Source organism: Streptomyces sp. P9-A4, assembly GCF_036634195.1.
GTDB lineage: Bacteria > Actinomycetota > Actinomycetes > Streptomycetales > Streptomycetaceae > Streptomyces.
This window is the reverse complement of the sequence record NZ_JAZIFY010000001.1, coordinates 1084070-1110734: the sequence shown is the minus strand read 5'-3', so window position 1 is coordinate 1110734 and position 26665 is coordinate 1084070. Positions and strand designations below refer to the sequence as shown.

Annotated in this window: 22 protein-coding genes; 14 read left to right on the top strand and 8 right to left on the bottom strand. The window is 72.3% G+C overall.

The annotated features are described in order from the left end of the window. The first annotated feature begins 126 nt into the window (after positions 1 to 126). Both metK and V4Y03_RS04855 read left to right on the top strand, forming a co-directional pair. On the top strand, positions 127 to 1335 hold the full coding sequence (gene metK, locus V4Y03_RS04860; RefSeq protein ID WP_332434128.1) for a methionine adenosyltransferase: 1209 nt from the start codon (positions 127 to 129) through the stop codon (positions 1333 to 1335). A gap of 93 nt (positions 1336 to 1428) precedes the next feature. Continuing rightward, complete coding sequence (locus V4Y03_RS04855) at positions 1429 to 3567, top strand: primosomal protein N' (RefSeq protein ID WP_332434127.1); 2139 nt, start codon at positions 1429 to 1431, stop codon at positions 3565 to 3567. Between the two features lie 115 nt (positions 3568 to 3682). Here V4Y03_RS04855 and V4Y03_RS04850 read toward each other — a convergent pair whose 3' ends face one another. Then, positions 3683 to 4201 (bottom strand): hypothetical protein, encoded by a 519-nt coding sequence (locus V4Y03_RS04850; protein ID WP_332434126.1) that lies wholly within the window; start codon positions 4199 to 4201, stop codon positions 3683 to 3685. A 227-nt stretch (positions 4202 to 4428) separates the two neighbouring features. Here V4Y03_RS04850 and fmt point away from each other — a divergent pair, with 227 nt between their 5' ends. From fmt to V4Y03_RS04815, 7 genes are all read left to right on the top strand, one after another. Next, entirely contained in the window at positions 4429 to 5361 is a 933-nt protein-coding gene (gene fmt, locus V4Y03_RS04845) for a methionyl-tRNA formyltransferase (protein WP_332434125.1), read from the top strand. A 95-nt stretch (positions 5362 to 5456) separates the two neighbouring features. After that, positions 5457 to 6869 (top strand): RsmB/NOP family class I SAM-dependent RNA methyltransferase, encoded by a 1413-nt coding sequence (locus V4Y03_RS04840; protein ID WP_332434124.1) that lies wholly within the window; start codon positions 5457 to 5459, stop codon positions 6867 to 6869. A 151-nt stretch (positions 6870 to 7020) separates the two neighbouring features. Then, entirely contained in the window at positions 7021 to 7704 is a 684-nt protein-coding gene (gene rpe / locus V4Y03_RS04835; RefSeq protein ID WP_332434123.1) for a ribulose-phosphate 3-epimerase, read from the top strand. A 174-nt stretch (positions 7705 to 7878) separates the two neighbouring features. Next, on the top strand, positions 7879 to 8895 hold the full coding sequence (locus V4Y03_RS04830) for a sugar-binding transcriptional regulator (protein WP_442809832.1): 1017 nt from the start codon (positions 7879 to 7881) through the stop codon (positions 8893 to 8895). Positions 8896 to 8975: 80 nt separating this feature from the next. After that, positions 8976 to 9437, top strand: coding sequence for a ribonuclease domain-containing protein (locus V4Y03_RS04825; protein WP_332434122.1), 462 nt, complete (start codon positions 8976 to 8978; stop codon positions 9435 to 9437). Beyond that, positions 9427 to 9762 (top strand): barstar family protein, encoded by a 336-nt coding sequence (locus tag V4Y03_RS04820; RefSeq protein ID WP_332434121.1) that lies wholly within the window; start codon positions 9427 to 9429, stop codon positions 9760 to 9762. The genes V4Y03_RS04825 and V4Y03_RS04820 overlap by 11 nt, the downstream gene beginning before the upstream one ends. A 101-nt stretch (positions 9763 to 9863) precedes the next feature. After that, positions 9864 to 11306: a GuaB1 family IMP dehydrogenase-related protein gene (locus V4Y03_RS04815; RefSeq protein WP_332434120.1), complete on the top strand. Its 1443-nt coding sequence runs from the start codon at positions 9864 to 9866 to the stop codon at positions 11304 to 11306. A 111-nt stretch (positions 11307 to 11417) separates the two neighbouring features. On the opposite strand, the gene V4Y03_RS04810 is transcribed toward V4Y03_RS04815, so the two are convergent. After that, positions 11418 to 12431 (bottom strand): GDSL-type esterase/lipase family protein, encoded by a 1014-nt coding sequence (locus V4Y03_RS04810; RefSeq protein WP_332434119.1) that lies wholly within the window; start codon positions 12429 to 12431, stop codon positions 11418 to 11420. Between the two features lie 358 nt (positions 12432 to 12789). On the opposite strand from V4Y03_RS04810, the gene V4Y03_RS04805 reads away from it, so the two are divergent. Next, the gene (locus tag V4Y03_RS04805; RefSeq protein ID WP_332434118.1) at positions 12790 to 14280 is read left to right on the top strand and encodes an amino acid permease; all 1491 of its coding nucleotides are present in this window, start codon (positions 12790 to 12792) and stop codon (positions 14278 to 14280) included. Between the two features lie 10 nt (positions 14281 to 14290). Further along, positions 14291 to 14746 (top strand): Lrp/AsnC family transcriptional regulator, encoded by a 456-nt coding sequence (locus tag V4Y03_RS04800; protein ID WP_015032260.1) that lies wholly within the window; start codon positions 14291 to 14293, stop codon positions 14744 to 14746. A gap of 92 nt (positions 14747 to 14838) precedes the next feature. Here V4Y03_RS04800 and V4Y03_RS04795 read toward each other — a convergent pair whose 3' ends face one another. Further along, the gene (locus V4Y03_RS04795) at positions 14839 to 15393 is read right to left on the bottom strand and encodes a Repetin (RefSeq protein WP_332434117.1); all 555 of its coding nucleotides are present in this window, start codon (positions 15391 to 15393) and stop codon (positions 14839 to 14841) included. 286 nt (positions 15394 to 15679) lie between these two features. Here V4Y03_RS04795 and V4Y03_RS04790 point away from each other — a divergent pair, with 286 nt between their 5' ends. Next, the gene (locus V4Y03_RS04790) at positions 15680 to 16486 is read left to right on the top strand and encodes a carbon-nitrogen hydrolase family protein (protein WP_332434116.1); all 807 of its coding nucleotides are present in this window, start codon (positions 15680 to 15682) and stop codon (positions 16484 to 16486) included. A gap of 62 nt (positions 16487 to 16548) precedes the next feature. Continuing rightward, a complete protein-coding gene (locus tag V4Y03_RS04785) occupies positions 16549 to 18261 on the top strand; it encodes a flavin monoamine oxidase family protein (protein ID WP_317876896.1) in 1713 nt (570 codons plus the stop codon). 43 nt (positions 18262 to 18304) lie between these two features. Here the strand turns inward: V4Y03_RS04785 and V4Y03_RS04780 are convergent, their stop codons facing one another. The 3 genes from V4Y03_RS04780 to V4Y03_RS04770 form a co-directional block, all read right to left on the bottom strand. Next, positions 18305 to 19042 carry a DUF5995 family protein gene (locus V4Y03_RS04780; RefSeq protein ID WP_317876895.1) on the bottom strand — a complete coding sequence of 246 codons (738 nt, stop codon included), beginning with the start codon at positions 19040 to 19042 and terminating at the stop codon, positions 18305 to 18307. Between the two features lie 73 nt (positions 19043 to 19115). After that, on the bottom strand, positions 19116 to 20516 hold the full coding sequence (locus V4Y03_RS04775) for a uracil-xanthine permease family protein (RefSeq protein WP_332434115.1): 1401 nt from the start codon (positions 20514 to 20516) through the stop codon (positions 19116 to 19118). Between the two features lie 110 nt (positions 20517 to 20626). Beyond that, positions 20627 to 21841 carry an MFS transporter gene (locus tag V4Y03_RS04770; RefSeq protein ID WP_317876893.1) on the bottom strand — a complete coding sequence of 405 codons (1215 nt, stop codon included), beginning with the start codon at positions 21839 to 21841 and terminating at the stop codon, positions 20627 to 20629. A gap of 107 nt (positions 21842 to 21948) precedes the next feature. Between V4Y03_RS04770 and V4Y03_RS04765 the strand changes: the two genes are divergently transcribed. After that, positions 21949 to 23073, top strand: a complete 1125-nt coding sequence (locus tag V4Y03_RS04765) for an ROK family transcriptional regulator (RefSeq protein ID WP_332434114.1) — start codon at positions 21949 to 21951, stop codon at positions 23071 to 23073. Between the two features lie 104 nt (positions 23074 to 23177). Here the strand turns inward: V4Y03_RS04765 and V4Y03_RS04760 are convergent, their stop codons facing one another. Together V4Y03_RS04760 and V4Y03_RS04755 are read right to left on the bottom strand one after the other, a co-directional pair. Then, positions 23178 to 23939 carry an SDR family oxidoreductase gene (locus tag V4Y03_RS04760; protein WP_332434113.1) on the bottom strand — a complete coding sequence of 254 codons (762 nt, stop codon included), beginning with the start codon at positions 23937 to 23939 and terminating at the stop codon, positions 23178 to 23180. A gap of 154 nt (positions 23940 to 24093) precedes the next feature. Further along, positions 24094 to 26472: a chitinase C-terminal domain-containing protein gene (locus tag V4Y03_RS04755; protein WP_332434112.1), complete on the bottom strand. Its 2379-nt coding sequence runs from the start codon at positions 26470 to 26472 to the stop codon at positions 24094 to 24096. Positions 26473 to 26665 lie beyond the last annotated feature (193 nt).

Below are 26665 nucleotides of genomic sequence, written 5' to 3'. Positions count from 1 at the left end.
AGGCGAGACACCTGGTCCATCCCCCGACCACGACCGATAGACTGTTCGTTGGAACGTCTTGGGGCGCAGCCCCCTGCCGGTCCGCTCAACGAATAGCCAGCAGCCGCTGCAACCCCAGGGAGCGTTGTGTCCCGTCGTCTGTTCACCTCGGAATCCGTCACCGAGGGACACCCCGACAAGATCGCTGACCAGATCAGCGACACCATCCTCGACGCACTGCTGCGGGAGGACCCCACCTCGCGCGTCGCCGTCGAGACGCTGATCACCACCGGCCTCGTGCACGTCGCCGGTGAGGTGACCACCAAGGCGTGGGCGGACATCCCGACCCTCGTCCGGAACAAGATCCTCGAGATCGGCTACGACTCCTCGAAGAAGGGCTTCGACGGCGCCTCCTGCGGCGTGTCGGTGTCCATCGGATCTCAGTCCCCGGACATCGCCCAGGGTGTGGACACCGCGTACGAGAAGCGGGTCGAGGGCGATGAGGACGAGCTCGACAAGCAGGGTGCCGGCGACCAGGGCCTGATGTTCGGCTACGCGTCGGACGAGACCCCCGAGCTGATGCCGCTGCCGATCCACATCGCGCACCGGCTCTCCCGCCGGCTCACCGAGGTCCGCAAGAACGGGACCATCCCGTACCTGCGCCCCGACGGCAAGACCCAGGTCACCATCGAGTACGACGGCGACAAGGCCGTCCGTCTCGACACGGTCGTCGTCTCCTCGCAGCACGCCTCCGACATCGACCTGGAGTCGCTGCTCGCGCCCGACATCCGCGAGTTCGTCGTCGAGCACGTGCTCAATCAGCTCGTCGAGGACGGCATCAAGCTCGACACCGACGGCTACCGCCTCCTGGTGAACCCGACCGGCCGCTTCGAGATCGGCGGCCCGATGGGCGACGCCGGCCTCACCGGCCGCAAGATCATCATCGACACCTACGGCGGCATGGCCCGCCACGGTGGCGGCGCCTTCTCCGGCAAGGACCCGTCCAAGGTCGACCGCTCGGCCGCCTACGCCATGCGCTGGGTCGCCAAGAACGTCGTCGCCGCGGGCCTCGCCTCGCGCTGCGAGGTCCAGGTCGCCTACGCGATCGGCAAGGCCGAGCCCGTCGGACTCTTCGTCGAGACCTTCGGCACCAACACCGTCGAGAACGAGAAGATCGAGAACGCCATCGCCGAGGTCTTCGACCTCCGCCCGGCCGCGATCATCCGCGACCTCGACCTGCTCCGCCCGATCTACTCCCAGACCGCCGCCTACGGCCACTTCGGCCGCGAGCTGCCGGACTTCACCTGGGAGCGCACCGACCGCGTCGACGCCCTCAGGCAGGCGGCCGGTCTGTAATCGCCCGTACACGACCGAAGCCCGGCATCCCGCGAGGGGGTGCCGGGCTTCGGCCGTGCCCGGCTGTCGGTGGCGTCTGGTAGGTATGGGGCTGTGAGCAGCGAGAACGAGAATGGCGACGCGCCCGAGGAGCCCGAGCAGCTCGCGCTCATCCGGGAGACCGTGCGCAAGGCGAAGGTGCCGCGGGCCAAGCCGCGCACCTGGCGGGGGGCCGCGCTGGCCAAGGAGCTGCCCGTGGCGCGGGTCGTCGTGAACAAGGGGGCGCTCCACCTCGACCAGTTCTTCGACTACGCCGTACCCGAGGAGCTGGACGCCGCCGCGCAGCCAGGGGTGCGTGTCCGGGTGCGCTTCGGCGCCGGATCGCACCAGGTCAAGAACGGGCGGCGGGAGGGCGGCCGGCTCATCGACGGGTTCCTCGTCGAGCGCCTGGCCGCCTCCGACTACTCCGGGCCGCTGGCCGCCCTCGCCGACGTCGTCTCACCCGAACCCGTACTCGGCCCCGAGCTGCTCGGGCTCGCCCGCGCCGTCGCCGACCGGTACGCCGGAAGCCTCGCCGACGTCCTCCAGCTCGCCGTCCCGCCGCGCAGCGCCCGCGCCGAGGGCCGCTCCTCGCCCGCACCGCTGCCGCCGCCCGCCGCGCCGGAGCCGGGGACCTGGACACGGTACGAGCGGGGGCCGGCCTTCCTGGACTCACTCGCGCGCGGCGGCGCCCCCCGGGCCGTGTGGAACGCGCTGCCCGGGCCGCACTGGGCCGAGGAGATCGCCCGCGCCGTCGCCGCGACCCTCGCCTCGGGCCGGGGCGCGCTCGTCGTCGTACCGGACGGACGGGCGGCGGGCCGGGTCGACGCCGCCCTCACCACCGTCCTCGGCGAGGGGCGGCACGCGCTGCTCACCGCCGAGGCGGGCCCCGAGAAGCGGTACGCCCAGTGGCTCGCGGTGCGGCGCGGGGCGGTGCGGGCCGTCGTCGGCACCCGCGCCGCGATGTTCGCACCCGTCCGCGACCTCGGGCTCGCCGTCATCTGGGACGACGGCGACGGCAGCCACAGCGAACCGCACGCCCCGCAGCCCCACGCGCGCGACGTGCTGCTGCTCCGCGCCGCCCACGACCGGTGCGCCTTCCTCCTCGGCAGCACCAGCTGCACCGTCGAGGCCGCCCAGCTCGTCGAGTCCGGCTGGGCCGGGCCGATCGGCGCCGGACGCGAGCAGGTCCGCAGGGCCGCCCCGCTGATCCGGACCGTCGGCGACGGCGAACTCGCCCGCGACGAGGCCGCGCGTGCCGCCCGGCTGCCCTCCCTCGCCTGGCAGGCCGTCCGTGAAGGCCTCAGGACAGGGCCGGTCCTGGTGCAGGTGCCCCGCCGGGGATACGTACCGAGGCTGGCCTGCGAGCGCTGCCGGACGCCCGCCCGCTGCCGCCACTGCGCCGGTCCCCTGGAGGCCCCCGAACAGCAGGAACTGCGGTGCGGCTGGTGCGGACGCGGCGCCCCCGACTGGACGTGCGTGGAATGCGGCTCGAACCGGCTGCGTGCCCAGGTGGTCGGCGCCCGGCGGACGGCGGAGGAACTGGGCCGGGCGTTCCCCGCCGTGCCGGTCCGCACCTCGGGCCGCGACCACGTCCTGGACAGCGTGCCAGGACGGCCCGCGCTCGTCGTGTCCACGCCCGGCGCCGAACCCGTCGCCGAGGGCGGCTACGCGGCGGCGCTGCTCCTCGACGGCTGGGCCATGCTCGGCCGGCCCGATCTGCGGGCGGGCGAGGAGGCGCTGCGCCGCTGGATCGACGCGGCCTCGCTGGTGCGGGGCCAGCCCGAGGGCGGCACGGTCGTCGTGGTGGCCGAGCCGACGCTCCGGCCGGTCCAGGCGCTGGTCCGCTGGGACCCGGTCGGACACGCCCAGCGGGAACTGGCCGAGCGGGCCGAACTGGGCTTCCCACCGGTCTCCCGGATGGCCGCGGTGACGGGCCCTCCGGAGGCCGTCGAAGGCTTCCTCGCGGGGGCCGGACTACCCGGCGACGCGGAGATCCTCGGTCCGGTGCCGCTGCCTGTCGTCCGCCCCGGCGGCCCGCGCAGACCCGGTGACCCGCCGCCCGGCGAGCAGTGGGACCGGGCCCTGGTCCGGGTCCCGCCGGGCAGCGGCGCGGCGCTGGCGGCGGCCCTCAAGCAGGCGCGTGCGGGGCGGCTCGCGCGGGGCGGCGGGGACCCGGTGCGGATCAGGGTCGATCCGCCGGACATCGGCTGAGGGGGTTCGCGCACATGAGGACCGCCCGCCCCGGGGAGGGGCGGGCGGTCTCGGGTTTCCGTCTCGGCTCTCTGTACGTCCCCGGAGGGCGGGCGGTCTTCGGAGTCCCGGACGGTCAGCCGTTGCGCGGGCCCGGGAAGGCCGTCGGGCGGGTCTCCTCGCGCAGGGAGGCGCTGCCCGAGGTGGGCTGCGGGGGCATCGAACGGGCGGCGGGAACGGTGGGGAGCGTACGGGTCGTGCCCGGCTCCACGATCGGTTCCTGGTCGGCGGCGACGCCCGGCTGGGGTGCGCGCCGGGAGCCGTAGCGGCGGTGGACGGCCTGCTTGGTGACACCGAGCGCGGAGCCCACGGCGTCCCAGGAGAAGCCGAGCGAACGGTCGAAGTCGACCGCGGCGGTCACCAGGGTCTCGACGCTGTCCCGCAGCTCCTGCGCGAGACGTACGGTCGGGGCGGGGGCCCGCCCGTAGACGACGAAGCCCGTCGAAGGACCGGAGCGGCGAGGGCGGTAGACATTGCCCAGCTGGGCCGTGAGCGTGCGCAGTGCGTCCACCTGCCGCCGGACCCGCTCGATGTCCCGCACCAACAGGTGCAGACTCGCCCGAGCCTGGGCGTCGTGGGTTGCGTGGTCGGCCATGTGAAAGCCTCTCGAACCGGCGTTTAAGGGGAAGGGCCGCTGGGGGGAACAGCGACCCGATTCGGTCAATCTCTCTTGACCAACGCGCCACCGGGAGTTGGGTCACGCTGCGGGGGCGTACACGCATATGCGCGGGGCGCTCGTCCTCCCGTACGCCCCCTCCGCGCGGGGCGCCTAGACTGGTGCGCTGCCCGCAAAGCCCCCGGAGAGACAGGCAGTCGCCACCCATGAAGCTCGTCTTCGCAGGCACCCCCGAGGTCGCCGTTCCCGCTCTGGACGCCCTGCTCGCCTCCGGGCGGCACGAGGTGGCCGCCGTGGTCACCCGGCCGGACGCGCCCGCGGGACGCGGCCGGCGGCTCGTCGCCAGCCCGGTGGCCCAGCGGGCGGAGGAGGCCGGGATCGAGATCCTCCGGCCGGCCAGGCCGCGGGACGAGGACTTCCTCGCCCGGCTGCGGGAGATCGCCCCGGACTGCTGCCCGGTCGTCGCGTACGGCGCGCTGCTGCCCAAGGCCGCCCTCGACATCCCCGCCCGGGGCTGGGTCAACCTGCACTTCTCGCTGCTGCCGGCCTGGCGGGGCGCGGCGCCCGTGCAGCACTCCCTGATGGCGGGCGACCAGGTGACGGGCGCGTCCACCTTCCTGATCGAGGAGGGCCTCGACTCGGGTCCGGTCTACGGCGTCGTCACCGAGGACGTCCGGCCGACGGACACCAGCGGCGACCTGCTCACCCGGCTCGCGTTCGCGGGCGCCGGGCTGCTCGCCGCGACCATGGACGGCATCGAGGACGGCGCCCTCCAGGCCGTCCCGCAGCCCGTCGAGGGCATCACCCTCGCCCCGAAGATCCAGGTCGAGGACGCCCACGTCGACTTCGCCGCCCCCGCCCTCCGGGTGGACCGGGTGGTACGCGGCTGCACCCCGGCCCCCGGCGCCTGGACCCTCTTCCGCGGCGAGCGCCTCAAGCTGATCCAGGTCACCCCGCTGCCCGACCACGACGACCTGACCCCCGGCGAGCTCGCGGCCGGCAAGAACAACGTCTACGCGGGCACCGGCTCGCACGCCGTGGAACTCCTCTGGGTCCAGCCCCAGGGCAAGAAGCCGATGAAGGCCGCGGACTGGGCCCGGGGCGTACGCATCGCGCCCGGGGAGCGGCTCGGCGCGTAGGCAGGACGGCCCCGGACGGGCCCGGGAACGGGTGGGGGCGCGGCGGACGTACGCTTGGGGGGTTCTACCTCTTCATTTCGTCACGCGGAGCACCTTTGAGCGAGCAGGCACGTCGTCGTCCCCACAAGCCCTACCGGCGGCCCCAGAAGGACCCCGTCCGGATGCTCGCCTTCGAGGCGCTAAGGGCGGTGGACGAGCGGGACGCCTACGCGAACCTGGTGCTCCCCCCGCTGCTCAAGAAGGCCCGCGAGAAGGGCGACTTCGACGGGCGTGACGCGGCCCTCGCGACCGAACTCGTCTACGGGACCCTGCGCCGCCAGGGCACGTACGACGCGATCATCTCCGCCTGCATCGACCGGCCGCTGCGCGAGGTCGACCCGCCCGTGCTCGATGTGCTCGCGCTCGGCGCGCACCAGCTGCTCGGGACCCGCATCCCCACCCACGCCGCCGTCTCCGCCAGCGTCGAGCTTGCCCGGGTGGTGCTGGGCGACGGGCGGGCCAAGTTCGTGAACGCCGTCCTGCGGAAGATCTCGGCGCAGGACCTCGACGCCTGGGTGGCGCAGGTCGCCCCGCCGTACGACAAGGACCCCGAGGACCACCTCGCCGTCGTCCACTCGCACCCCCGCTGGGTCGTCTCGGCGCTCTGGGACTCCCTCGGCGGCGGCCGGGCCGGCATCGAGGACCTCCTGGAGGCCGACAACGAGCGCCCCGAGGTCACCCTCGTCGCCCGCCCCGGCCGCTCCACCACCGACGAGCTCGCCGACGCCACCGAGAGCCTGCCGGGCCGCTGGTCGCCGTACGCCGTCCGGATGGCCGAGGGCGGCGAGCCCGGCGCCATCGAGGCCGTGAAGGACGGCCGGGCGGGCGTCCAGGACGAGGGCAGCCAGCTCGTCGCGATCGCCCTGGCCAACGCGCCGCTCGACGGCCCCGACACCCGCTGGCTGGACGGCTGCGCCGGCCCCGGCGGCAAGGCCGCGCTGCTCGCCGCCCTCGCCTCCCAGCGCGGCGCCGCCCTCCTCGCCTCCGAGAAGCAGCCGCACCGCGCCCGCCTGGTCGAGCGCGCCCTCGCCGGCAACCCCGGCCCGTACCAGGTGATCGCCGCCGACGGCACCCGCCCGCCGTGGCGCCCCGGCTCCTTCGACCGGGTCCTGATGGACGTGCCCTGCTCCGGCCTCGGCGCCCTGCGCCGTCGCCCCGAGGCCCGCTGGCGCCGTCGCCCCGAGGACCTGGACGGCTTCGCGCCGCTCCAGCGCGCCCTGCTGACGGAGGCGCTGAGCGCCGTCCGCGTCGGCGGGATCGTGGGGTACGCGACCTGCTCGCCGCACCTGGCCGAGACCCGGGTGGTCGTGGACGACGTCCTGAAGAAGGTGGGCGGCGCCGAGCTGATCGACGCCCGCCCGCTGCTGCCGGGCGTCCCCGCGATCGGCGAAGGCCCCGACGTCCAGCTGTGGCCGCATCTGCACGGTACGGACGCCATGTACCTGGCGCTGCTCCGCCGGACCGCGTGACCTTCGGGATCCCGGTCCCTTCGATCATCTGACCGCAATCTCCCGGTCCGTCCAGGTCCCGGGCTCGTCGGTTCGTACCGAAATTGGTCTGGACCGGATCCGAAACCGCTGAGCGGCAAAGAAGTGCCCAAGAACGTGGGAGGCTTGGCACATGGCGCAGATCAATCCCAGCATCCTGTCCGCGGACTTCGCCCGGCTCGCCGATGAGGCGAAGGCCGTCGACGGTGCCGACTGGCTGCACGTCGACGTGATGGACAACCACTTCGTGCCCAACCTGACCCTGGGCGTGCCGATCGTGGAGTCGCTCGCCCGGGCGACGGACACCCCCCTCGACTGCCATCTGATGATCGAGGACCCCGACCGCTGGGCGCCCCAGTACGTCGAGGCCGGTGCCGGGTCGGTCACCTTCCACATCGAGGCGGCCGCGGCGCCCGTCCGCCTCGCGCGGGAGATCCGGGCCAAGGGCGCGCGGGCCTCGATGGCCCTCAAGCCGGCCACCCCGATCGAGCCGTACGAGGACCTGCTCCCCGAGCTCGACATGCTGCTGATCATGACCGTCGAGCCCGGCTTCGGCGGCCAGGCCTTCCTCGACATCATGCTCCCCAAGATCCGCCGCACCCGTGAGCTGATCTCCAAGCACGGTCTGGAGCTCTGGCTCCAGGTCGACGGCGGGGTCGCCGAGTCCACGATCGAGCGGTGCGCGGAGGCCGGCGCCGATGTCTTCGTCGCGGGCTCCGCGGTCTACGGCGCGGCCGACCCGGCCGCCGCCGTCGCCTCGCTCAGGGCCCGCGCGGAGGCCGCCGCGGCGTCCGCCCCCTGGGCGTGTGGCCACTGAGCCTCCGGCGGATGAACGCGGTCCGTCGGGCCGCCGACAGGACTGATCAAGGCCCGCCGGATCTGACAGGATGAACGGCGAGTCCAGAGTGTGAACGACACCGGGTACGAGACACCGGTACGTGAACAGCGACAGCGGTACGTGAACGGCAGTGAGGAGATCGCGGTGGCGGGTATGTCGGCGGGACGATCAGCCCTGCGGATGGGCCCCGCGGAGCTGGTGCAGGCGGCGGCCATGGCCCGCCGCTTCTACCTGGAGGGCAAGTCCAAGATCCAGATCGCCGAGGAGTTCGGCGTGAGCCGCTTCAAGGTGGCCCGGGTCCTGGAGACCGCCCTGGAGCGCGACCTCGTACGGATCGAGATCCGCGTGCCGGCCGAGCTGGACGCCGAGCGCTCCGACGCGCTCCGCGCCCGCTACGGGCTCCGCCACGCCGTCGTCGTCGAGTCCCCGGCGGAGGGCGAGGACGAGTCGCCCGACCCGGAGAACCTCGGCGAGGTCGCGGCCGACCTGCTCGGCGAGCTGGTCACCGAGGGAGACGTGCTGGGCCTGGCCTGGGGCCGCTCCACCATCCACATGGCGGCCGCCCTCGACCGGCTGCCCCCGTGCACCGTCGTCCAGCTCACCGGGGTGTACGACGCGGGCACCGCCGAGCGCGGCTCCGTCGAGGCGGTCCGCCGCGCGGCCCAGGTCTCCGGCGGCGAGGCCCACCCGATCTACGCGCCCATGCTGCTGCCCGACCCGGCGACGGCCGCCGCGCTGCGCAGCCAGACCGGCATCGCGCGGGCCTTCGAGTACTTCGACAAGGTGACCGTCGCCTGCGTCTCCATCGGTTCCTGGGAGCCGGGCATCTCCACGGTCCACGACATGCTCTCGGACGAGGAGCGCGCCCACTACGCCTCGCTCGGCGTCGCCGCCGAGATGTCCGCGCACCTCTTCGACGCCGAGGGGCGCCGGGTCGGCCGTGACCTGGGCGAGCGCTGCATCACCGTCGAGGCGGACCGGCTGCGCCGGATCCCCGAGGTCGTGGCCATCGCCGGCGGCCAGCGCAAGGCGGCGGCGATCGGCGCGGTGCTCCGCTCCGGCCTCGTCACCAGCCTGGTCACCGACCGCGCCGCCGCGGACTACCTGCTCACCGATTCCAGCCCGGGTACGCACCCGGCGCTCGACCGGGCGGACCCGGACGGCAGCTGAACGCAGCCGCCGTCGCCGTCGGTCCACGCGACCGACACCATCGAGGGGCCGGAGCCATCCCGTAACGGTATGTTCGGGGCATGCTGCTCCGGCCCCTGCGCGTGCTCCTCGCGCTCGTCCTCTCCTTCTTCCTGGCCGGGTCCCTCGCCGGTTGTTCCACGGCGGGCGGCGACGCCCAGCCCGGACCCACGCGCGGAGCCACCCGTTCCGCCGCCGCGCCCACCGGCACCCCCGGCGTCCCCACCGGCACCTCGGGCCTTCCCGTCGTCCGGGCCGCCGACCTGCCGCCCGAGGCCCGGAAGACCCTCGGCCTGATCGCGCGCGGCGGGCCCTACCCGTACGCCAAGGACGGCACGGTCTTCTCGAACTTCGAGCGGGTCCTTCCACGGAAGGAGCGCGGCTACTACCACGAGTACACGGTGAAGACCCCCGGCGAACGCGACCGGGGCGCCCGCCGGATCGTCACCGGGCGCAGCGGTGAGGCCTACTGGACCGACGACCACTACGAGACCTTCCGGGAGGTGGTCGCGGATGGGCATTGACGACTCCGTCGTCCTCGATCTGAGCGGCGTCACCGACAAGGCCGCCCTGATGGACCGGTGCGCCGCCGCGCTCGCCCTGCCCTCGTGGTTCGGCCGCAACTGGGACGCCCTCGCCGACTCCCTCACCGACCTGCCCGAGCCGGTCGCCCTCGTGGTCACCGGCTGGCAGGAGTACGCGCGGGCCCGCCCGCGGGAGTGGCGTACCGCCCAGGAGGTCTTCGCCACGGCCGTCGACGAGCGCCCCACACGGCTCGCCGTCCTCCTCTCCCTCGGGGCATCTTCGGAGGATCCGACAAAGCACCTGTCGCGAGCCTCGGAGGATTAGCCCGGGACTGGTATTCGTACACCCGTGTGACAATGAACTACGTGCTTTTTCCCCTGGCTGAAATGCCTAGGGGCCGATCCGAACGACTGGGATGTCAGCACGTGCGTTTCCTCAATGACGTCAAGCCGCCCTACGACCTGACGTACGACGATGTGTTCATGGTGCCGAGTCGCTCGGCCGTCGGTTCCCGCCAGGCGGTGGACCTCTCCTCACCGGACGGGACCGGGACCACGATCCCGCTGGTCGTGGCCAACATGACCGCCGTCGCCGGCCGCCGCATGGCCGAGACCGTCGCCCGTCGCGGCGGAATGGTCGTCATTCCGCAGGACATCCCGATCGAGGTCGTCACCGACGTCATCGCCTGGGTCAAGAGCCGCCACCACGTGCTCGACACCCCGATCGTCCTGGAGCCCCACCAGACCGTCGCCGACGCGCTCTCCCTGCTGCCGAAGCGGGCCCACGACGCCGGTGTCGTCGTCGACGAGAACCGGCGCCCGATCGGTGTCGTCACCGACGCCGACCTGTCCGGTGTGGACCGCTTCACCCAGCTCTCCGAGATCATGTCCAAGGACCTGCTGCTCCTGGACGCGGACATCGACCCGCGCGAGGCGTTCAACACGCTCGACTCCGCCAACCGCCGTTACGCCCCCGCGGTCGACGCCGACGGCAAGCTGGTCGGCATCCTGACCCGCAAGGGCGCGCTGCGCGCGACCCTCTACACCCCCGCCGTCGACGCCAAGGGGCAGCTGCGCATCGCGGCCGCCGTCGGCATCAACGGCGATGTCGCGGGCAAGGCCAAGCAGCTGCTCGACGCGGGCGTGGACACGCTCGTCATCGACACCGCGCACGGCCACCAGGAGTCGATGATCAGCGCGATCCGGACCGTTCGGGGGCTCGACCCGCAGGTCCCGATCGTCGCGGGCAACATCGTCGCCGCCGAGGGCGTCAAGGACCTCGTCGAGGCGGGCGCCGACATCATCAAGGTCGGCGTCGGCCCCGGCGCCATGTGCACCACCCGCATGATGACCGGCGTCGGCCGCCCGCAGTTCTCGGCCGTCCTGGAGTGCGCCGCCGAGGCGAAGAAGTACGGCAAGCACGTCTGGGCCGACGGTGGCGTCCGCCACCCGCGCGACGTCGCCATGGCGCTCGCCGCCGGTGCCTCGAACGTGATGATCGGCTCCTGGTTCGCCGGTACGTACGAGTCCCCGGGCGACCTCCAGCAGGACGCCAAGGGGCGTGCGTACAAGGAGTCCTTCGGCATGGCCTCGGCCCGCGCCGTCCGCAACCGCACGAGCGACGAGTCCTCCTACGACCGCGCCCGCAAGGCGCTGTTCGAGGAGGGCATCTCCACCTCGCGCATGTTCCTCGACCCGGCCCGTCCGGGCGTCGAGGACCTGATCGACTCGATCATCGCGGGCGTCCGCTCCTCCTGCACCTACGCCGGTGCCGGCTCGCTCGCCGAGTTCGAGGAGAAGTCCGTCGTCGGCATCCAGTCCGCCGCGGGCTACGCCGAGGGCAAGCCGCTGCACGCCAGCTGGAGCTAGTCCCGTCACGTGGTGACGCCGTGGGCCCCCGGGAGAACCCTTTCCCGGGGGCCCACGGCGTTCCCGTACGTCGCCGCGTGGACCGTGGAGACCGTACGGGGATCAGGCCCGTCAGGTCCCTGACGGCGCCGGCCGGCCGGCGGGCACGTACGGCCGCAGGGCCTCCGCCACCGCCGTCGCGATCCTGGCGTGCCCCCGGTCGTCCGGGTGCAGCCCGTCCGCCAGGTGCTCCGGGCCCAGCAGCGGCCGTCCCGGGAGGACGTGGAGGCCCGTGTCGCCCTCGGCGGCCAGGTCCCGCCCCGCGCGCTCCATCGCCCCGCGCAGGTCCGTCAGGGTCGCGCCGAGGGCGTTGCGGGTGTGCTCCGCCTCCGGGCGCAGGACGGGCGAGACGATCAGCAGGGGCGTGTCCGGGTGGCCCCGGCGGACCAGGCCGACGAAGGCCCGGACGGTGGCGTACAGCCAGTCCGCCGTCGCGGGCACCGTGGACCAGCAGTTGGTGCCGAAGGCGAGGGTGATGAGCTCGCCGGAGAGCCGCGCCAGCTGCTCGGCGAGCGGGAGTTCGCCGCGTGCCCCGCCCGCGTACCCGAGGTTGACCGGGTCGAGGCCGAGGAGCCGTCCCGCCGTCGCGGGCCAGGAGTGGGCGGGCCTGGTCGACCACCAGCCCTCGGTGATCGAGTCGCCGTGGACGAGCCAGCGGGGCCGGGCCGGAGCGGGCGAGAGCGCCCCGCCGAGGGCCCGCAGGGCGAGCGGGACGGGCGCCTGGCCCTCCGGGAGGTGGACGGTGAAGACGCCGCCGCCCGGGGGCAGCGGGAGGGTGACGGTGGCCTCCGCCGCGGGGGCGGCGCAGGTCTCGCCCACGAGCCGGGTGCCGTTCCAGAGGGCGAAGCAGTGGCGCAGCCCGGCCAGCGGGTCGCCGGGTCCGGGAAGGTCCGCCCGGTAGCGCAGCAGTACCGCGCGCGTGCCGGGGGCCGCCGTGAACTCGACGCGTACGCCGATGGGCAGCGCGGCGCGCGCGGCGATGTCCCGGGGGAGCCGTTCCAGATCGGCGGGGTCGGCGCGCACGGGGCGGTTCCCGTGGAGCCAGGCCGTGCCGCGCAGGAAGGGTGCGGGGTCGAGCCAGCCCACCCGGGCCTCCGTTCGTGGGGTCGTCTCGTCGGGCGTCGAGGGCTCGCAGCGTGGGTCATGGGACACGAGGAGTCAATGCGCGCGCGTGGACCCGTTCACACCCCCAATGTGTGGATTCATGCGGGGGAGCGCAATGTTTCCCCGTCTGTGCGGCAAGTGCGCAATGATCATCCGGCACTGCGCAACAACCCTGCATTACGAGTGCGAACCCCCGCCCCTTAGGCTCATGCCCCGTACCAGGAGTGGCGGTGACCGCCTGCTCGGCGGTTCCCCCCATTCCCGCGTGGGCTGACTTGTCATGCCCGCGTACCGCCGCGGTCCCCGCTCCGCCTACAGGCAGCGATAAGGAGCCTCCGCAGTGCTGGATCACGGCGCAGCCCCACCGGTCGACGACACGGCCGCCCGCACGACCTCCCCCCTCGGCGCACTCACCCGGCGCAAGCCGGTGGAACGGCTGGTCACAGAGGGCGGGCAGGGCGAAGGCGGCAGCCTCCGTCGCTCGCTCTCCATGTGGCAGCTGACCATGATCAGCATCGGCGCCACGCTCGGCACCGGCATCTTCGTGGTCCTCGGCGACGCCGTCCCGAAGGCCGGCCCCGCGGTCACCATCGCCTTTGTGATCGCCGGCCTCACGGCCCTCTTCTCCGCCCTCTCGTACGCCGAACTGGCCGGCTCCATACCGGTCGCCGGCTCCTCGTACTCGTATGCGTACGCAACGATGGGTGAACTCGTCGCCTGGGTCTGCGGCTGGTGTCTGGTCCTGGAGTACGGCGTCTCCGTCGCCGCCGTGGCCGTCGGCTGGGGCGAGTACCTCAACGAACTGCTCGACGGGACCATCGGCGTCACCATCCCCGAGGTGCTGTCGTCGGCGCCCGGCGAGGGCGGGGTCATCAACCTGCCCGGCCTGATCGTCGTGATGCTCGCCATGGTGTTCCTGCTCGGCGGCGCCCGCGAGTCCGCCGTCGTCAACACGATCATGGTCGCGGTGAAGATCGTCACCCTCGTGATCTTCTGCGCGATCGGTTTCATGGGGTTCAAGTCCGGCAACTACAAGGACTTCATGCCGCTCGGCATGACCGGTGTCGGCGCCGCGAGCGCCACCCTCTTCTTCTCCTACATCGGATTCGACGCCGCCTCCACGGCCGGCGAGGAGGCGAAGAACCCCAAGCGCGACCTGCCCCGCGCGATCATGCTCTCGCTGCTCATCGTCACCGTCCTCTACGTCCTGGTCGCCGCCGTCGCGGTCGGGGCGTGGGACTGGAAGGCGTTCGAGGGCTCCGAGGCCACGCTCGCGGCGATCATGAACGACGTCACCGGGCAGACCTTCTGGGGCACCATGCTCGCCGCCGGTGCGGTCATCTCCATCGCCAGCGTCGTCCTCACCGTCCTCTACGGCCAGACCCGGGTGCTCTTCGCGATGTCCCGCGACGGCCTCGTGCCCAAGGTCTTCGGCAGGGTCAGCCGCAAGACCGGCACCCCGCGCGTGAACACCGTCATCGTGTCGCTCTTCTGCGGCCTGCTCGCCTCGCTCATCCCGCTGGGCAAGCTCGTCGACGCCACCAGCATCGGCACCCTCTTCGCCTTCGGCCTGGTGAACATCGCGGTCATCGTGCTCCGCTACACCCGCCCCGACCTGCCGCGCACCTTCAAGGTGGCGCTCGGGCCGGTCTTCCCGGTCCTCGGCTTCATCTTCTGCGCCTACAACATGTTCAGCCTCGACGCCATCACCTGGGTGGTCTTCGGTTGCTGGATGGCCGCCGGGCTCGTGTTCTACTTCCTGTACGGAATGCGCCGCTCCCGACTGGCCACGGCGGCGCCCGCGGAACCAGCGGTATCGACAGAGAAGTGATCCACCCGTAGTGCGACTCAACGACCTCGACGAACGCATCGTCCACGCCCTCGCGGAGGACGCCCGCCGCAGCTACGCCGACATCGGCTCGCTCGTCGGACTCTCCGCGCCCGCCGTGAAACGGCGCGTGGACCGGCTCCGGGCCGAGGGCGCCATCACCGGATTCACCGTACGGGTGGACCCGGCGGCGCTCGGCTGGGAGACCGAGGGCTTCGTCGAGATCTACTGCCGCCACAACACCTCGCCGGACGACATCCGGCGGGGTCTGGAGCGGTACCCCGAGGTGGTGTCCGCGTCGACCGTCACCGGTGACGCGGACGCCGTCGTCCAGGTCTTCGCCTCGGACATGCGCCACTTCGAACGCGTCCTGGAGCGGATCGCGGGCGAGCCGTTCGTGGAGCGCACCAAGTCCGTCCTGGTGCTCTCGCCGCTGCTGCGGCGTTTCTCCTCGGGCTCGCCCGCGTAAGCCCTCACAGGGGCCGTGGGCCGGGGCGGTGCGGGCCGTGGTTCCCGCACCGCCCTTCGCCCGCCCACCCCCGTGGGGCGGTCTGTCCGGGACTATTCGGTCGGGTACTCCAGCTTCCACGGCAGCACGTGGAAGTCGCCCGTTCCGGCCTGCACCTGCTCGAAGGGGGCGGAGCTGAGGCACGGCGGAACCTCCAGGTTCGTATCGCGCCCGACCCAGCTGTAGCCGAGACGGTCCCGCTTGCCGTCGTCGTGCACGGAGATCCCGACCCGCTTGTTCCGGAAGGCGTCCACGTCGGTCTCGGTGACGACACCCGTCACCACCGCCACCTTGCCCCCCGTGGTGAGGCAGTCGACCTTCGCCACCGCGTAGCCGCCCTTCCCGTCCTTGTAGTGGCTGAACCGGAAGGTGCCGGTCGCGGCCTGCGGATCCTTGTTGTCCTTCGCCGCCAGATGAGCGTCGAAGCTGAACGTGATGTCGTCCCCGGCCGGGCGGTACAGCTTGGCCGTCCCGGTCAGCGCGGCGGCCTCCCGGACCCCGCCGTCCCCGTGCCCGGTGTCTCCCCCCGCCGCGGCGGCGATGCCCCCGGCCCCCAGGGTCAGCAGCACGGCGGCGGCGACGGCGACGGTCTTCGTACGACGGTTCATCGTGGTCCCTTTCGGCAGGTCGTCCGGCAGGTCTTCCGGACGAGGACCACTCTTCCGCGCGGCCCCCGCCGGGTCGTCGCGCCGGAGAACGGTCCTCGTCTCCGCCGCGCGGCGGGGGAGCCGTACACCCCCGGGCGGAGCCCCGCGCAACGAATCGCCGCCGTCCCGGCCGATCGCGCAACGGTTCGACGGTCGGTCCGCAACGCTGCCTCCTTGTCCCGAAGGAGTGCGAAACCGTACCGTTTTTGACGTCTTCCCCCTCCGCTCCGACCTCCGAGGACCGCTCATGCCCGCGCTGCGCACCGCCCTGCTCCAGAGCTCCGGTGAGCTCGGTGACGTGGCCGCCAACCTCAAGATCCTCGACGAGGCCGCCGCCCGCGCCGCCGCCGCCGGAGCGGGCCTGCTGCTCGCCCCCGAGCTCTTCCTCACCGGATACGCCATCGGCGACGACATGGCCCGCCTGGCCGAGCCCGCCGACGGCCCCTCCGCCCGCGCCGTCGCGGCCGTCGCCGTGCGCCACGGCCTGGCCGTCGGCTACGGCTACCCGGAGCGGAACACCGAGCGCCACGGGGTCCTCCACAACTCCGCCCAGCTCATCGGCGCCGACGGCGTCCCGCTGGCGAACTACCGCAAGACCCACCTCTTCGGGGACTTCGAGTCGAAGTGGTTCACCCCCGGTGACCGGGCGGTCGTCCAGGCGGAGATCGAGGGCCTCACCGTCGGCATGATGATCTGCTACGACGTCGAGTTCCCCGAGAACGTGCGGGCCCACGCGCTGGCCGGCACGGAACTCCTCCTCGTACCGACCGCGCTCATGCACCCCGCCGAGATCGTGCCGCTGTCCGTGGTGCCGGTCCGCGCCTTCGAGAACCAGCTCTACATCGCGTACGCCAACCGCACCGGCCCCGAGGGCGGCTTCGAGTTCGTCGGCCTCTCCACCCTGGCCGGGCCCGACGGCACCGCCCGCGCCCGCGCCGGTCGCGGCGACGACCTGGTCCTCGGCGATGTCGACACGGCCTTCCTCGCCGCCTCCCGCGCGGAGAACCCCTACCTCCGCGACCGGCGGCCCGCCCTCTACGGCCCCCTCGTCTGAGCCGTCTCCCGAGCCTTCCCGACCTGCCTCTCTCTTTTTTGCGTGCAAGGAGTCCGTACCCCATGACGTCCACGGTGCCCACGACCGCCGTCCCCCACAGCGACGGCCAGCCGCCGATCACCATGTTCGGTCCGGACTTCCCGTACGCCTACGACGACTTCCTGGCCCACCCGGCCGGACTCGGCCAGATACCGGCCACCGAGCACGGCACCGAGGTCGCCGTCATCGGCGGCGGGCTCTCCGGCATCATCGCCGCGTACGAGCTGATGAAGATGGGCCTCAAGCCCGTCGTCTACGAGGCCGACCAGATCGGCGGCCGGCTGCGCACCGTCGGCTTCGAGGGCACCGCCGCCGAGGGCCTCACCGCCGAGATGGGCGCCATGCGCTTCCCGCCCTCGTCGACCGCCCTCCAGCACTACATCGACCTGGTCGGCCTGGAGACCACGCCGTTCCCGAACCCGCTGGCCGAGTCGACCCCGTCGACCGTCGTCGACCTCAAGGGCGAGTCGCACTACGCCACCACCGTCGACGACCTCCCGCAGGTCTACCGCGATGTGATGAACGCCTGGAACGCCTGTCTGGACGAGGGCGCCGACTTCTCCGACATGAATCAGGCCATGCGCGAGCGCGACGTCCCGCGCATCCGCGAGATCTGGGCGAAGCTCGTCGAGAAGCTCGACAACCAGACCTTCTACGGCTTCCTCTGCGAGTCGGAGTCCTTCAAGTCCTTCCGGCACCGCGAGATCTTCGGCCAGGTCGGCTTCGGCACCGGCGGCTGGGACACCGACTTCCCCAACTCCATCCTGGAGATCCTCCGCGTCGTCTACACCGAGGCGGACGACCACCACCGCGGCATCGTCGGCGGCTCGCAGCAGCTGCCGGTACGCCTCTGGGAGCGCGAGCCGGAGAAGATCGTCCACTGGGCGCAGGGCACCTCCCTCAGCTCCCTCCACGAGGGCGCCCCGAGGCCGGCCGTGACCCGGCTCAACCGGACCGCCGGCAACCGGATCACCGTCACGGACGCCTCCGGCGACATCCGTACCTTCCCGGCGGCGATCTTCACCGCGCAGTCCTGGATGCTGCTCTCCAAGATCGCCTGTGACGACTCGCTCTTCCCGATCGACCACTGGACGGCGATCGAGCGGACCCACTACATGGAGTCGTCGAAGCTGTTCGTGCCCGTCGACCGGCCGTTCTGGCTGGACGAGGCCGTCGACGACAGGGGAAATCCGACCGGCCGGGACGTCATGTCGATGACGCTCACCGACCGGATGACCCGCGGCACCTACCTCCTGGACGACGGCCCGGACAAGCCGGCCACGATCTGCCTCTCGTACACCTGGTGCGACGACAGCCTGAAGTGGCTGCCGCTGTCCGCGAACGAGCGGATGGAGGTCATGCTGAAGTCGCTCGGCGAGATCTACCCGAAGGTCGACATCCGGAAGCACATCATCGGCAACCCGGTGACGGTCTCCTGGGAGAACGAGCCCTACTTCATGGGCGCCTTCAAGGCGAACCTGCCCGGTCACTACCGCTACCAGCGGCGCCTGTTCACCCACTTCATGCAGGACCGGCTGCCCGAGGACAAGCGGGGCATCTTCCTCGCGGGCGACGACATCTCCTGGACGGCCGGCTGGGCCGAGGGCGCGGTGCAGACGGCGCTCAACGCGGTCTGGGGCGTGATGCACCACTTCGGCGGCGGCACCGACGCCACCAACCCGGGCCCGGGCGACCTGTACGACGAGATCGCCCCGGTCGAGCTGCCGGAGGACTGATCCCGGCCACCGGCTCCCGGCCGCTGCCGGGAGCCGAGCGGTATCAGGGCCTGGTCAGGGGTGTGAGCAGCATCCGCCCCACCAGGCCCACCGACCGGTCGAGGCGTTCCGTGAACTCCTCGGCCAGTTCGGGAAGCCCGCGCAGCTGCCACAGCGAGCGCGCCGCGAGCCAGGCCCCGTCCCTGGCCCGGTCCAGGCTCCAGCAGCCGAGCAGATGGGTGAGCGGGTCCGCGATCTCCAGGAGGTCCGGGCCCGGCATCAGTTCCTCCCGGATGCGCTCCTCCAGGAGGACCAGGATGTCGCCGACCCGGTCGAACTCGTCCTCCAGGGCGGCGGGCGCGCACTCCAGGTCGTGACAGGCGTCGACGACCGCGAGCGCCAGGTCGTGGCCGATGTGGGCGTTGATCCCGGCGAGCGCGAACTGCAGCGGCCGTACGCCGGGGTGGCGCCGGTAGCGGAAGAGGGGCCGCCAGCAGGCGGGGGCGGGGCCGCCGCTCGCGACGGCGTCGACCGCGGACAGGTAGCGCTGGGCGAACCGTACGTCCAGGGTGGTGGCGGCCCGCCGGTCGGCGAAGCCGCCCGCCTCGATGGCGTGGCCGATCTCCTCGGTCACGGTCAGATAGACCCGGTTGAAGACGGCGACCCCGTCGGCCGGATGCCAGGCGGAGCGCAGCGCCCGCAACCGGTCCACGACGGGGTCGACCGCCAGGAACGGCCCGAGCTGCTGCCCGATCCGCTCGTTCCTCGCGAGCCGCTGTCCGATCTGCTGGGTCTGCGCCATGGGGGCAGGCTCCCAGCAGCCGGGCCACCGGGGGAACGTTCCGGGTCCGGCTTCCCCAGAACGGGCGAATCACTCAGTTCTTCGACGCCGGGTCCTCGCCGGACGTGCTCTCGTACGAGCTGGTGCCGGAGTCGAGCAGCGGCTCCTGCTGCTTGAGGTGGGCCGGGGCGAAGGCGCGCAGCACGTGGTAGCCGGTGATGACGACGATCGTGCCGAGGGCGATGCCGCCCAGCTCGAAGCTGTCGGTGAAGGTCAGCTTCACCCCGCCGACGCCGATGATGATGCCCGCGGCGGCCGGGACCAGGTTGAGCGGGTTGCGCAGGTCGACCTTGGCGGTGATCCAGATCTGGGCGCCCAGCAGGCCGATCATGCCGTAGAGGATCACGGTGATGCCGCCCAGGACACCGCCGGGGATGGCGGCGACGACCGCGCCGAACTTCGGGCAGAGGCCGAAGAGCAGGGCGAAGCCTGCGGCGGCCCAGTAGGCGGCCGTCGAGTAGACACGGGTGGCGGCCATGACGCCGATGTTCTCGGAGTACGTGGTGTTCGGCGGGCCGCCGACGGCCGTCGACAGCATCGAGGCGGCCCCGTCGGCGGCGATGGCGGTGCCGAGCTGGTCGTCCAGGTTGTCACCGGTCATCTCGCCGACGGCCTTCACGTGCCCGGCGTTCTCGGCGATCAGGGCGATGACGACGGGCAGCGCGACCAGGATCGCGGACCACTCGAAGCTCGGGCCGTGGAACGACGGCAGACCTATCCAGTCGGCCTTGGACACACCGGAGAGGTCGAGCCGCCAGTGGTCGGTGACCTGGCCGCCCGGGGACACCGAGTGGATCTTGCCGAAGACGAGGTCGAACACCCAGGAGATGCCGTAGCCGAAGACCAGGCCGAGGAAGATCGCGATCCGCGACCAGAAGCCGCGCAGACAGACGACGGCGAGACCCGTGAACAGCATCACGAGGAGGGCCGTCCACTGGTCCTGCGGCCAGTACGTCGACGCGGTGACCGGGGCCAGGTTGAAGCCGATCAGCATGACCACGGCGCCGGTCACCACCGGCGGCATCGCCGCGTGGATGATCCGCGCGCCGAACTTCCGTACCGCGAAACCGGCGAGGAAGAGCACCGCGCCGACGACGAGGACCGCGCCGGTCACGGTGGCGCTGGTGCCGCCGGAGGCGCGGATCGCGGCGGCGACGCCGACGAAGGAGAGCGAGCAGCCCAGATAGGAGGGGACGGTGCCACGGGTCGCGAGAAGGAAGATCGCGGTCGCGACGCCCGACATCATGATCGCCAGGTTCGGGTCAAGGCCCATGAGGACCGGGGCGACGAAGGACGCCCCGAACATCGCGACCACGTGCTGGGCGCCGAGGCCGACCGTACGGGGCCAGGTGAGCCGTTCGTCCGGGCGGACGACGGCTCCGGGAGCGGGTGTCTTCCCGTCGCCGTGCAAGGTCCAGCGCACGCCGAGGTTCATGAGGTCGCTCCCGTTCTACGGTTCCGGCGGCCGTGTCATGACCGCAAAAGATCAGCCATATGGTATGCGCCGCCGGAGGGTGCGCGGACGCGACCGCCTCCCCCCTCGGTCTACGCGACCGGACCCGAGGCCTTCTCGGGCGCGGGCGCCGTCGGCGACGTCTCCCGCCCGCCGGACCTGAGCACCCCCGCGCCGAGCACCAGCCCCAGGGTGAGCAGCGTGACCAGGCCGAACGAGAGGACCAGGGAGGTCGCGTCGGCGATGCCGCCGATCGCCGAGGGCGCGATGAGTCCCGAGGTGTACGTGATGGTGGCGACGCCCGCGATGGCCTGGCTGGGGTTCGGGCCGCTGCGCCCGGCCGCGGCGAAGGCGAGCGGGACGACGACCGCGACCCCGAGCCCGATCAGACCGAATCCGGCCATGGCGACGGCGGCGTGCGGGGCGAGGACGACCATGACCCCGCCGAGGGTGGCGACGGCGCCCCCGACCCGTACGGTACGGACCGCGCCGAAGCGGTCCACCACCCGGTCGCCGGCCAGCCGCGCCACGGTCATCGTCAGCGCGAAGGCGGTCGTGGAGGCGGCCGCGACACCGGCGGAGCCGCCCAGCTCGTCCCGGAGGTAGACAGCGGACCAGTCGAGGCTGGCGCCCTCGGCGAACACCGCGCAGAAGCCGACCGCGCCGATGATCAGCGCGGACTTCGGCGGCAGCGAGAAGCGCGGCGGCGGCTCCTCGTCGGGGGTGCTGTGGATGTCGAGCACGCCCTGGCAGAAGAGCAGTCCGAGCGCGGTGAGGACCAGGGCGGCGATCAGGTGGTGGATACGGGCGTCGCCGCCGAGGTGGGCGGCGACCGTGCCGGCGGCGGAGCCGATGAGGGCGCCCGCGCTCCACATGCCGTGCAGGCTGGACATGATGGACCTGCCGAGCCGGTTCTCGGTCTCGACCCCGAGGGCGTTCATCGCGACGTCGGACATGCCCGCGGTGGCGCCGTACACGAAGAGCGCGCCGCACAGGCCCCAGATGTTCGGGGCGAGCGAGGGCAGGGTCAGTGCGAGCGTCCACAGGGCGAGCAGTCCGCGCAGCGCCGTGCGGGCGCCGAAGCGGTGGGAGACGGCCCCGGCGAGCGGCATCGCCAGGGAGGCGCCGAGCGCGGGGAAGGCGAGCGCGAGCCCGAGCTGTCCGGCGCTGACGCCCGCGTGCTCCTGGATCCAGGGGATGCGGGTGGCGAAGCTGCCGGTGACCGCGCCGTGGACGCAGAAGACGGCGGCGACGGCGAAGCGCGCCCGCCGCAGGCGTTCGGTGCTGGTGACGGTCTCCGCCGCCATGGGGCCTCCCCGGGTCGTGGTGTGGCGCGTAAACTATCAGGAACCCTGCCTGATAAATAGCCCATAGGGTGGGGCCCCCGCCGGGACGCGTCTGAGAGGATCGCCGCATGGCCGCATCCCCGAGCACCGCACGAGCCATCAACGACCGGTTCGCCCTGCGACTGCTCCAGGACGAGGGCCCGTTGACGGCCACTCAGCTCAAGACCCTCACCGGACTCTCCCGCCCCACCGTCGCCGATCTCGTCGAACGGCTCCAGGGCTCCGGGCTCGTCCATGTCGTCGGGGAGTCCGGAGCCGAGCGGCGCGGCCCCAACGCCAAGCTGTACGGGCTCGTCGCCGACCGCGCGCACCTCGCCGCCGTCGACGTCCGTACCCGCTCGGTCTCCGTCACCGTCGCCGATCTGCTGGGCACCACCCTCGCCGAGGCCTCCGTGCCCGTCGGGGACGGCAGCGGCACCGGAGCCGCCGTCGAGAAAGCGGTCACCCTTCTGGAGCGGACCGTCAAGGAGGCCGGCGCCGACCGGCTGCACAGCGTCGCCGTCGGCGCGCCCGGCCTCATCGACCCGGCCACCGGCGAACTGCGCGACTCCTCGGGGCTGCCCGCCTGGCACCGACGCCTCGTCGGCGTCCTCCAGGAACGGCTGCCCGCCCACGTCCTCGTCGAGAACGAGACCAACCTCGCCGCCGTCGCCGAACTGCGCGAGGGCGCGGCCCGCGACCGCGAGGACTTCGTCCTGCTCTGGCTCGGCCAGGGCGTCGGCGCCGCCGTGGTCCTCGACGGGCGGCTCCGCCGCGGCGCCTCGGGCGGCGCGGGCGAGATCGGCTTCCTGCCGGTCCCCGGCACCTCGGGGCTGCCCTCGGCCACCGGCTGCGACGGCGGCTTCCACGAGCTGGCCTGTTCGGCCGCCGTCCACGCCCTCGCCGCCGCGCACGGCCTCGACCCGGCCGGGGCGCTCGCCTCGGGCCACGGCCCCTTCCTCGACGCGCTCGCCCACCGCCTCGCCGTCGGCACGGCCGCGGTCGTCTCCGTCCTGGACCCCGGCTGCGTGGTCCTCGGCGGCGAGACCGGCCACCAGGGCGGCGCCGAACTCGCCGCCCGCGTCGAGTCGGCACTCGCGAGCCTGTCGCCGCTCCGCACCCAGGTCCGGGCGACCGAGCTCGGCGACGCGGCGGTCCGGCGCGGCGCACTGCTGCGCGCCAGGGACGCGGCACAGGAGGCGCTGTTCCCGTAGGCCATGTTCACGCCGTGCACGGTGACCACCCGGCCCTGGCCGTCGGTGAGCCAGCGGCCCGCGTGTCCCGGTTCGGCCGCCGTCTCCTCCGCCCGGCCGAGCCGCTACGCGCCCGCCGTCTTCTCCGGCCCGCCGAACCGGCGTGCCAGGAACTCGTCGAAGGTCACCCGGCCCACCGCGCGGTCCGGTGCCAGGTGCCCGCCGCGCCGCAGCCCCCGGTACGCCCCGCCCGGCAGCGGCACCTCCACGAGGCGGCGCCGGCGTCCGCTCGCCCGCAGATAGGAGCGGGCCAGCTCGGCGAAGGTGCGGATCTCCGGGCCGCCCATGTCCTCCACCCGGCCCGCCGGAGGCCGCGCGGCCAGCTCGGCGAGGCGCGCTGCCGCCTCCGTCACCTCCAGCGGCTGGTCCCGGACGTCCCTGGGGAGCAGCATGACGGGCGGCTTGGCGAGGCCCTGGAGCAGCCGCAGGACCAGGTTGTGGAACTGGGTGGTCCGCAGCAGCGTCCAGCCGATGCCCGAACCCTGGATCATGCGCTCCACGGCGTACTTGGTCCGGTAGTGGCCGAGCGGCACCCGGTCGACGCCGACGATCGAGATGTACAGCAGGTGCGGCACGTCGGCCCGCCGGGCGGCCTCGATCAGGAGGCGGGCGGCCTCCTTGTCCCCGCGCGGGATGTTGCTGCAGTGGACGACCGCGTCCACCCCGTCGACGGCCCGGTCCAGGAGCGGTCCGCCGCGGCGCAGGTCGACCGCGTACGGCGGTGAGTGCCTGCTGAGGACCCGTACCTCGTGGCCGTCCGCGCGCAGCAGCTCGCAGACGGGCCGGCCGAGGGTGCCGGTGCCACCGGTCACCAGGATCGTCCCCATGCCTCCAGCCTGCCGCCACGGGCGCGGGAACGCGACCGCGCCGCGCCCCGGACAGGGAAGCGCGGCGCGGCGGGGGCCCGGCGGCGGCAAGGGCCGTGAGTGTCCGCCGCCGGGGGTCTTCATCGGGGGTGCGTCAGCGTGTCCCGGTGGTCGCTCAGCAGGTGCCGAGGTCCTTCCAGACGCCCCAGTCGCCGGTCGTGCCCGGCTCCTCGTTCTGCGTCCACCACTGGGCCTTCCACTTGTGGCCCTTGTGGGAGACCTCGTTGCCCGCGTTGTAGACCGAGCCGGCCACGTACGCCGGTGCGGTGCAGCCCGTGGGCGGCGTCGTCGGAGGCGTGGTCGGGGGAGTCGTCGGCGGGGTCGTGGGCGGGGTGGTCGGAGGCGTCGTCGGCGGGGTGGTCGGCGGGGTCGTGGAGCCCGGCTCCACCACCGTCGTGCCGCGCGCCAGGTCACCGGCGAGGGCGTACGCCGTGCCGTTGATGTTCACCGTCCAGTTGGAGGGGGTGGACACCGGCAGGTAGTAGTTGAACGCCAGGTCGACCGTCGCGCCCGGGGCCAGCGACTGCCAGGCCGGGAGCTTCAGGGAGACGCGGTGGAAGTCGCCCTTCAGTCCGCCCACGTTGCTGCCCGTGTGGTCGCTGCTGATCACTTTGGTGCCGAAGCCCGACTGGTCGGAGGCGTTCGCCGGGGCCGAGGTCCCGTAGTCGAACTGGAACTCCGTGCCGCCCGGCAGCGCCGTCGCCGTGTTGTTGGTGATCTTGATCTTCGGGGTGATCGGGTAGTTCGAGTCGCCCAGCTTGAACTCGGTGAACTGGGCGTCGATCTTCACGGCCTGCGTCGGCAGCGTCGCGTTGGACTTCTTCGCGCCGTACGGGGTGGCCGCCTTGAACTTGTCGTACATCAGCGAGGTGAGCGTCGAGCCCATCTCGTACTGGCCCTTGGCGGCGTTCCAGGCGTAGTCACCGGCCATCTCCCAGACCATGGTGCCGCCGATTCCCTTGTTCACCACGTAGTCGGCCTTGGCGGCCACCGACTGCTCGTCCTCGGTGGAGAGGAAGACCTTCTTCTGCGCGTTCCACAGCCACGGCGCGACCAGCGTCGAGTCGTACTTGCGGGCGTAGGTGCCGGTCAGGGTGGTGTTCGCCGGGAAGCCGTACCGCGTGACGTAGTCGCCGACGATCCCCTTCTCGAGGTTCTTGGCGTGCCACATCGGGTTGGAGCCGGCGGGCGACTCGACACCGTTGGTGTCGCTGTCGTGCCAGAGGTTGTCGATGCCGGTGGCGCCGTCACCGCACTTGGTCAGGCCCGCGCCGGCGGGGCAGGTGGTCGCGGAGGCCTTGCCCCACAGGCCGTCGGTGCCGCCCTGCACGTTCTTGTGACCGCGGGTGTAGTACGGCAGGCCGATGTTGATACGGCCGGCCGGCATCGAGCCGCGGAAGTAGTGGTAGGCCCAGTCGGTGTTGAGGTAACCGATGTTGCCGTACTGCGCCGATCCGTAGACGTTGGCCGCGGCGAGCTCGCCGTCCTTGCCGTCGTCGAAGAGGGAGGCGTTGGGACCGACGTACTCGTTCCAGGCGCCGTGCAGGTCGTAGGACATGATGTTGACGTAGTCCAGATACTTCTGCATCTGGAAGGTCTCCATGCCCCGCAGCAGGTAGCCGGAGGAGGGGGCGGCGACGGTCAGCAGGTAGTGCTTGCCGTCGGCGGCGCCGGCCACGTCCAGCTTCTCGCGCAGCGACTTCATGAGGGCGGCGTAGCCCTGGACGAGTCCGGCCCGGCGCGCGTTGGCGAGCTGCCAGTCGAGCGGGTTTCCGGCGTCCTTCATGGTCGTCGGGTACTCGTAGTCGATGTCGACGCCGTTGAAGCCGTACTTGCGGATGAAGTCGACGGACGACGCGGCGAAGGTGTCGATCCCGGCCTGGTTGACCGAACCGTCGGCGTTGGTGGCCATCGAGTAGAAGCCGCCGGAGTTCACCCGGTCACCGTTGTCCGCGAAGTAGCCGCCGGTCTCGGCCCAGCCGCCGACCGAGATCAGCGTCTTCACGTTCGGGTGCTGCTTCTTGAACTTGTTGAGCAGGTTGAAGTGGCCCTTGTAGGCGTACGAGGGGTCCATCTCGGCGCCCGCGACACCGGGCCAGGTCATCCCGGTGGCGGCGTTGTCCGGGCCGTCCGTGCCGACGGAGAGCTTGTTGTCGGAGCCGATGTGGCCGAAGGCGTAGTTGATGTGGGTGATCTTCTCCCACGGGATGTCCTTGGCCAGGTACGCGGGCTGGCCGTTCTTGCCGTCGCGCCAGCCGGTGAAGTAGCCGATGACCCGGCGCTGGTGGTCCGCGCCCATCTTCTCGCGGCCCTCGGTGTCGTAGACCGAGCAGTAGGGGACGTCGACGCCCGGGGTCTTGTAGAGCCCGTCGGGGCGACAGGACTCGTTGTCGGCGGCGTACGAGACGCCGCCGGCGAGCGAGCTGAGGAGCAGTCCGGCGACGGCCGCGCCGGACGCGAGCAGCGAGGCTCTTTTCGTGGTGGGGGACAACACGATCGGGTCCTCCTGGGGAGGTCGTAATACACAACGAACAAGGGGGTGGGTCGTGTTGGGCCCGTGGAGTGCGCACCCCGCCGGACCGTTCCTCGGAGGTGACACGGAGATTAAGAGGACTAGACCAGTGCGTCAATAGGTCTGGACCAAAGAGGAATCCTGTGCGAGCCTGTGAGCCAGGCCACAGGAACTC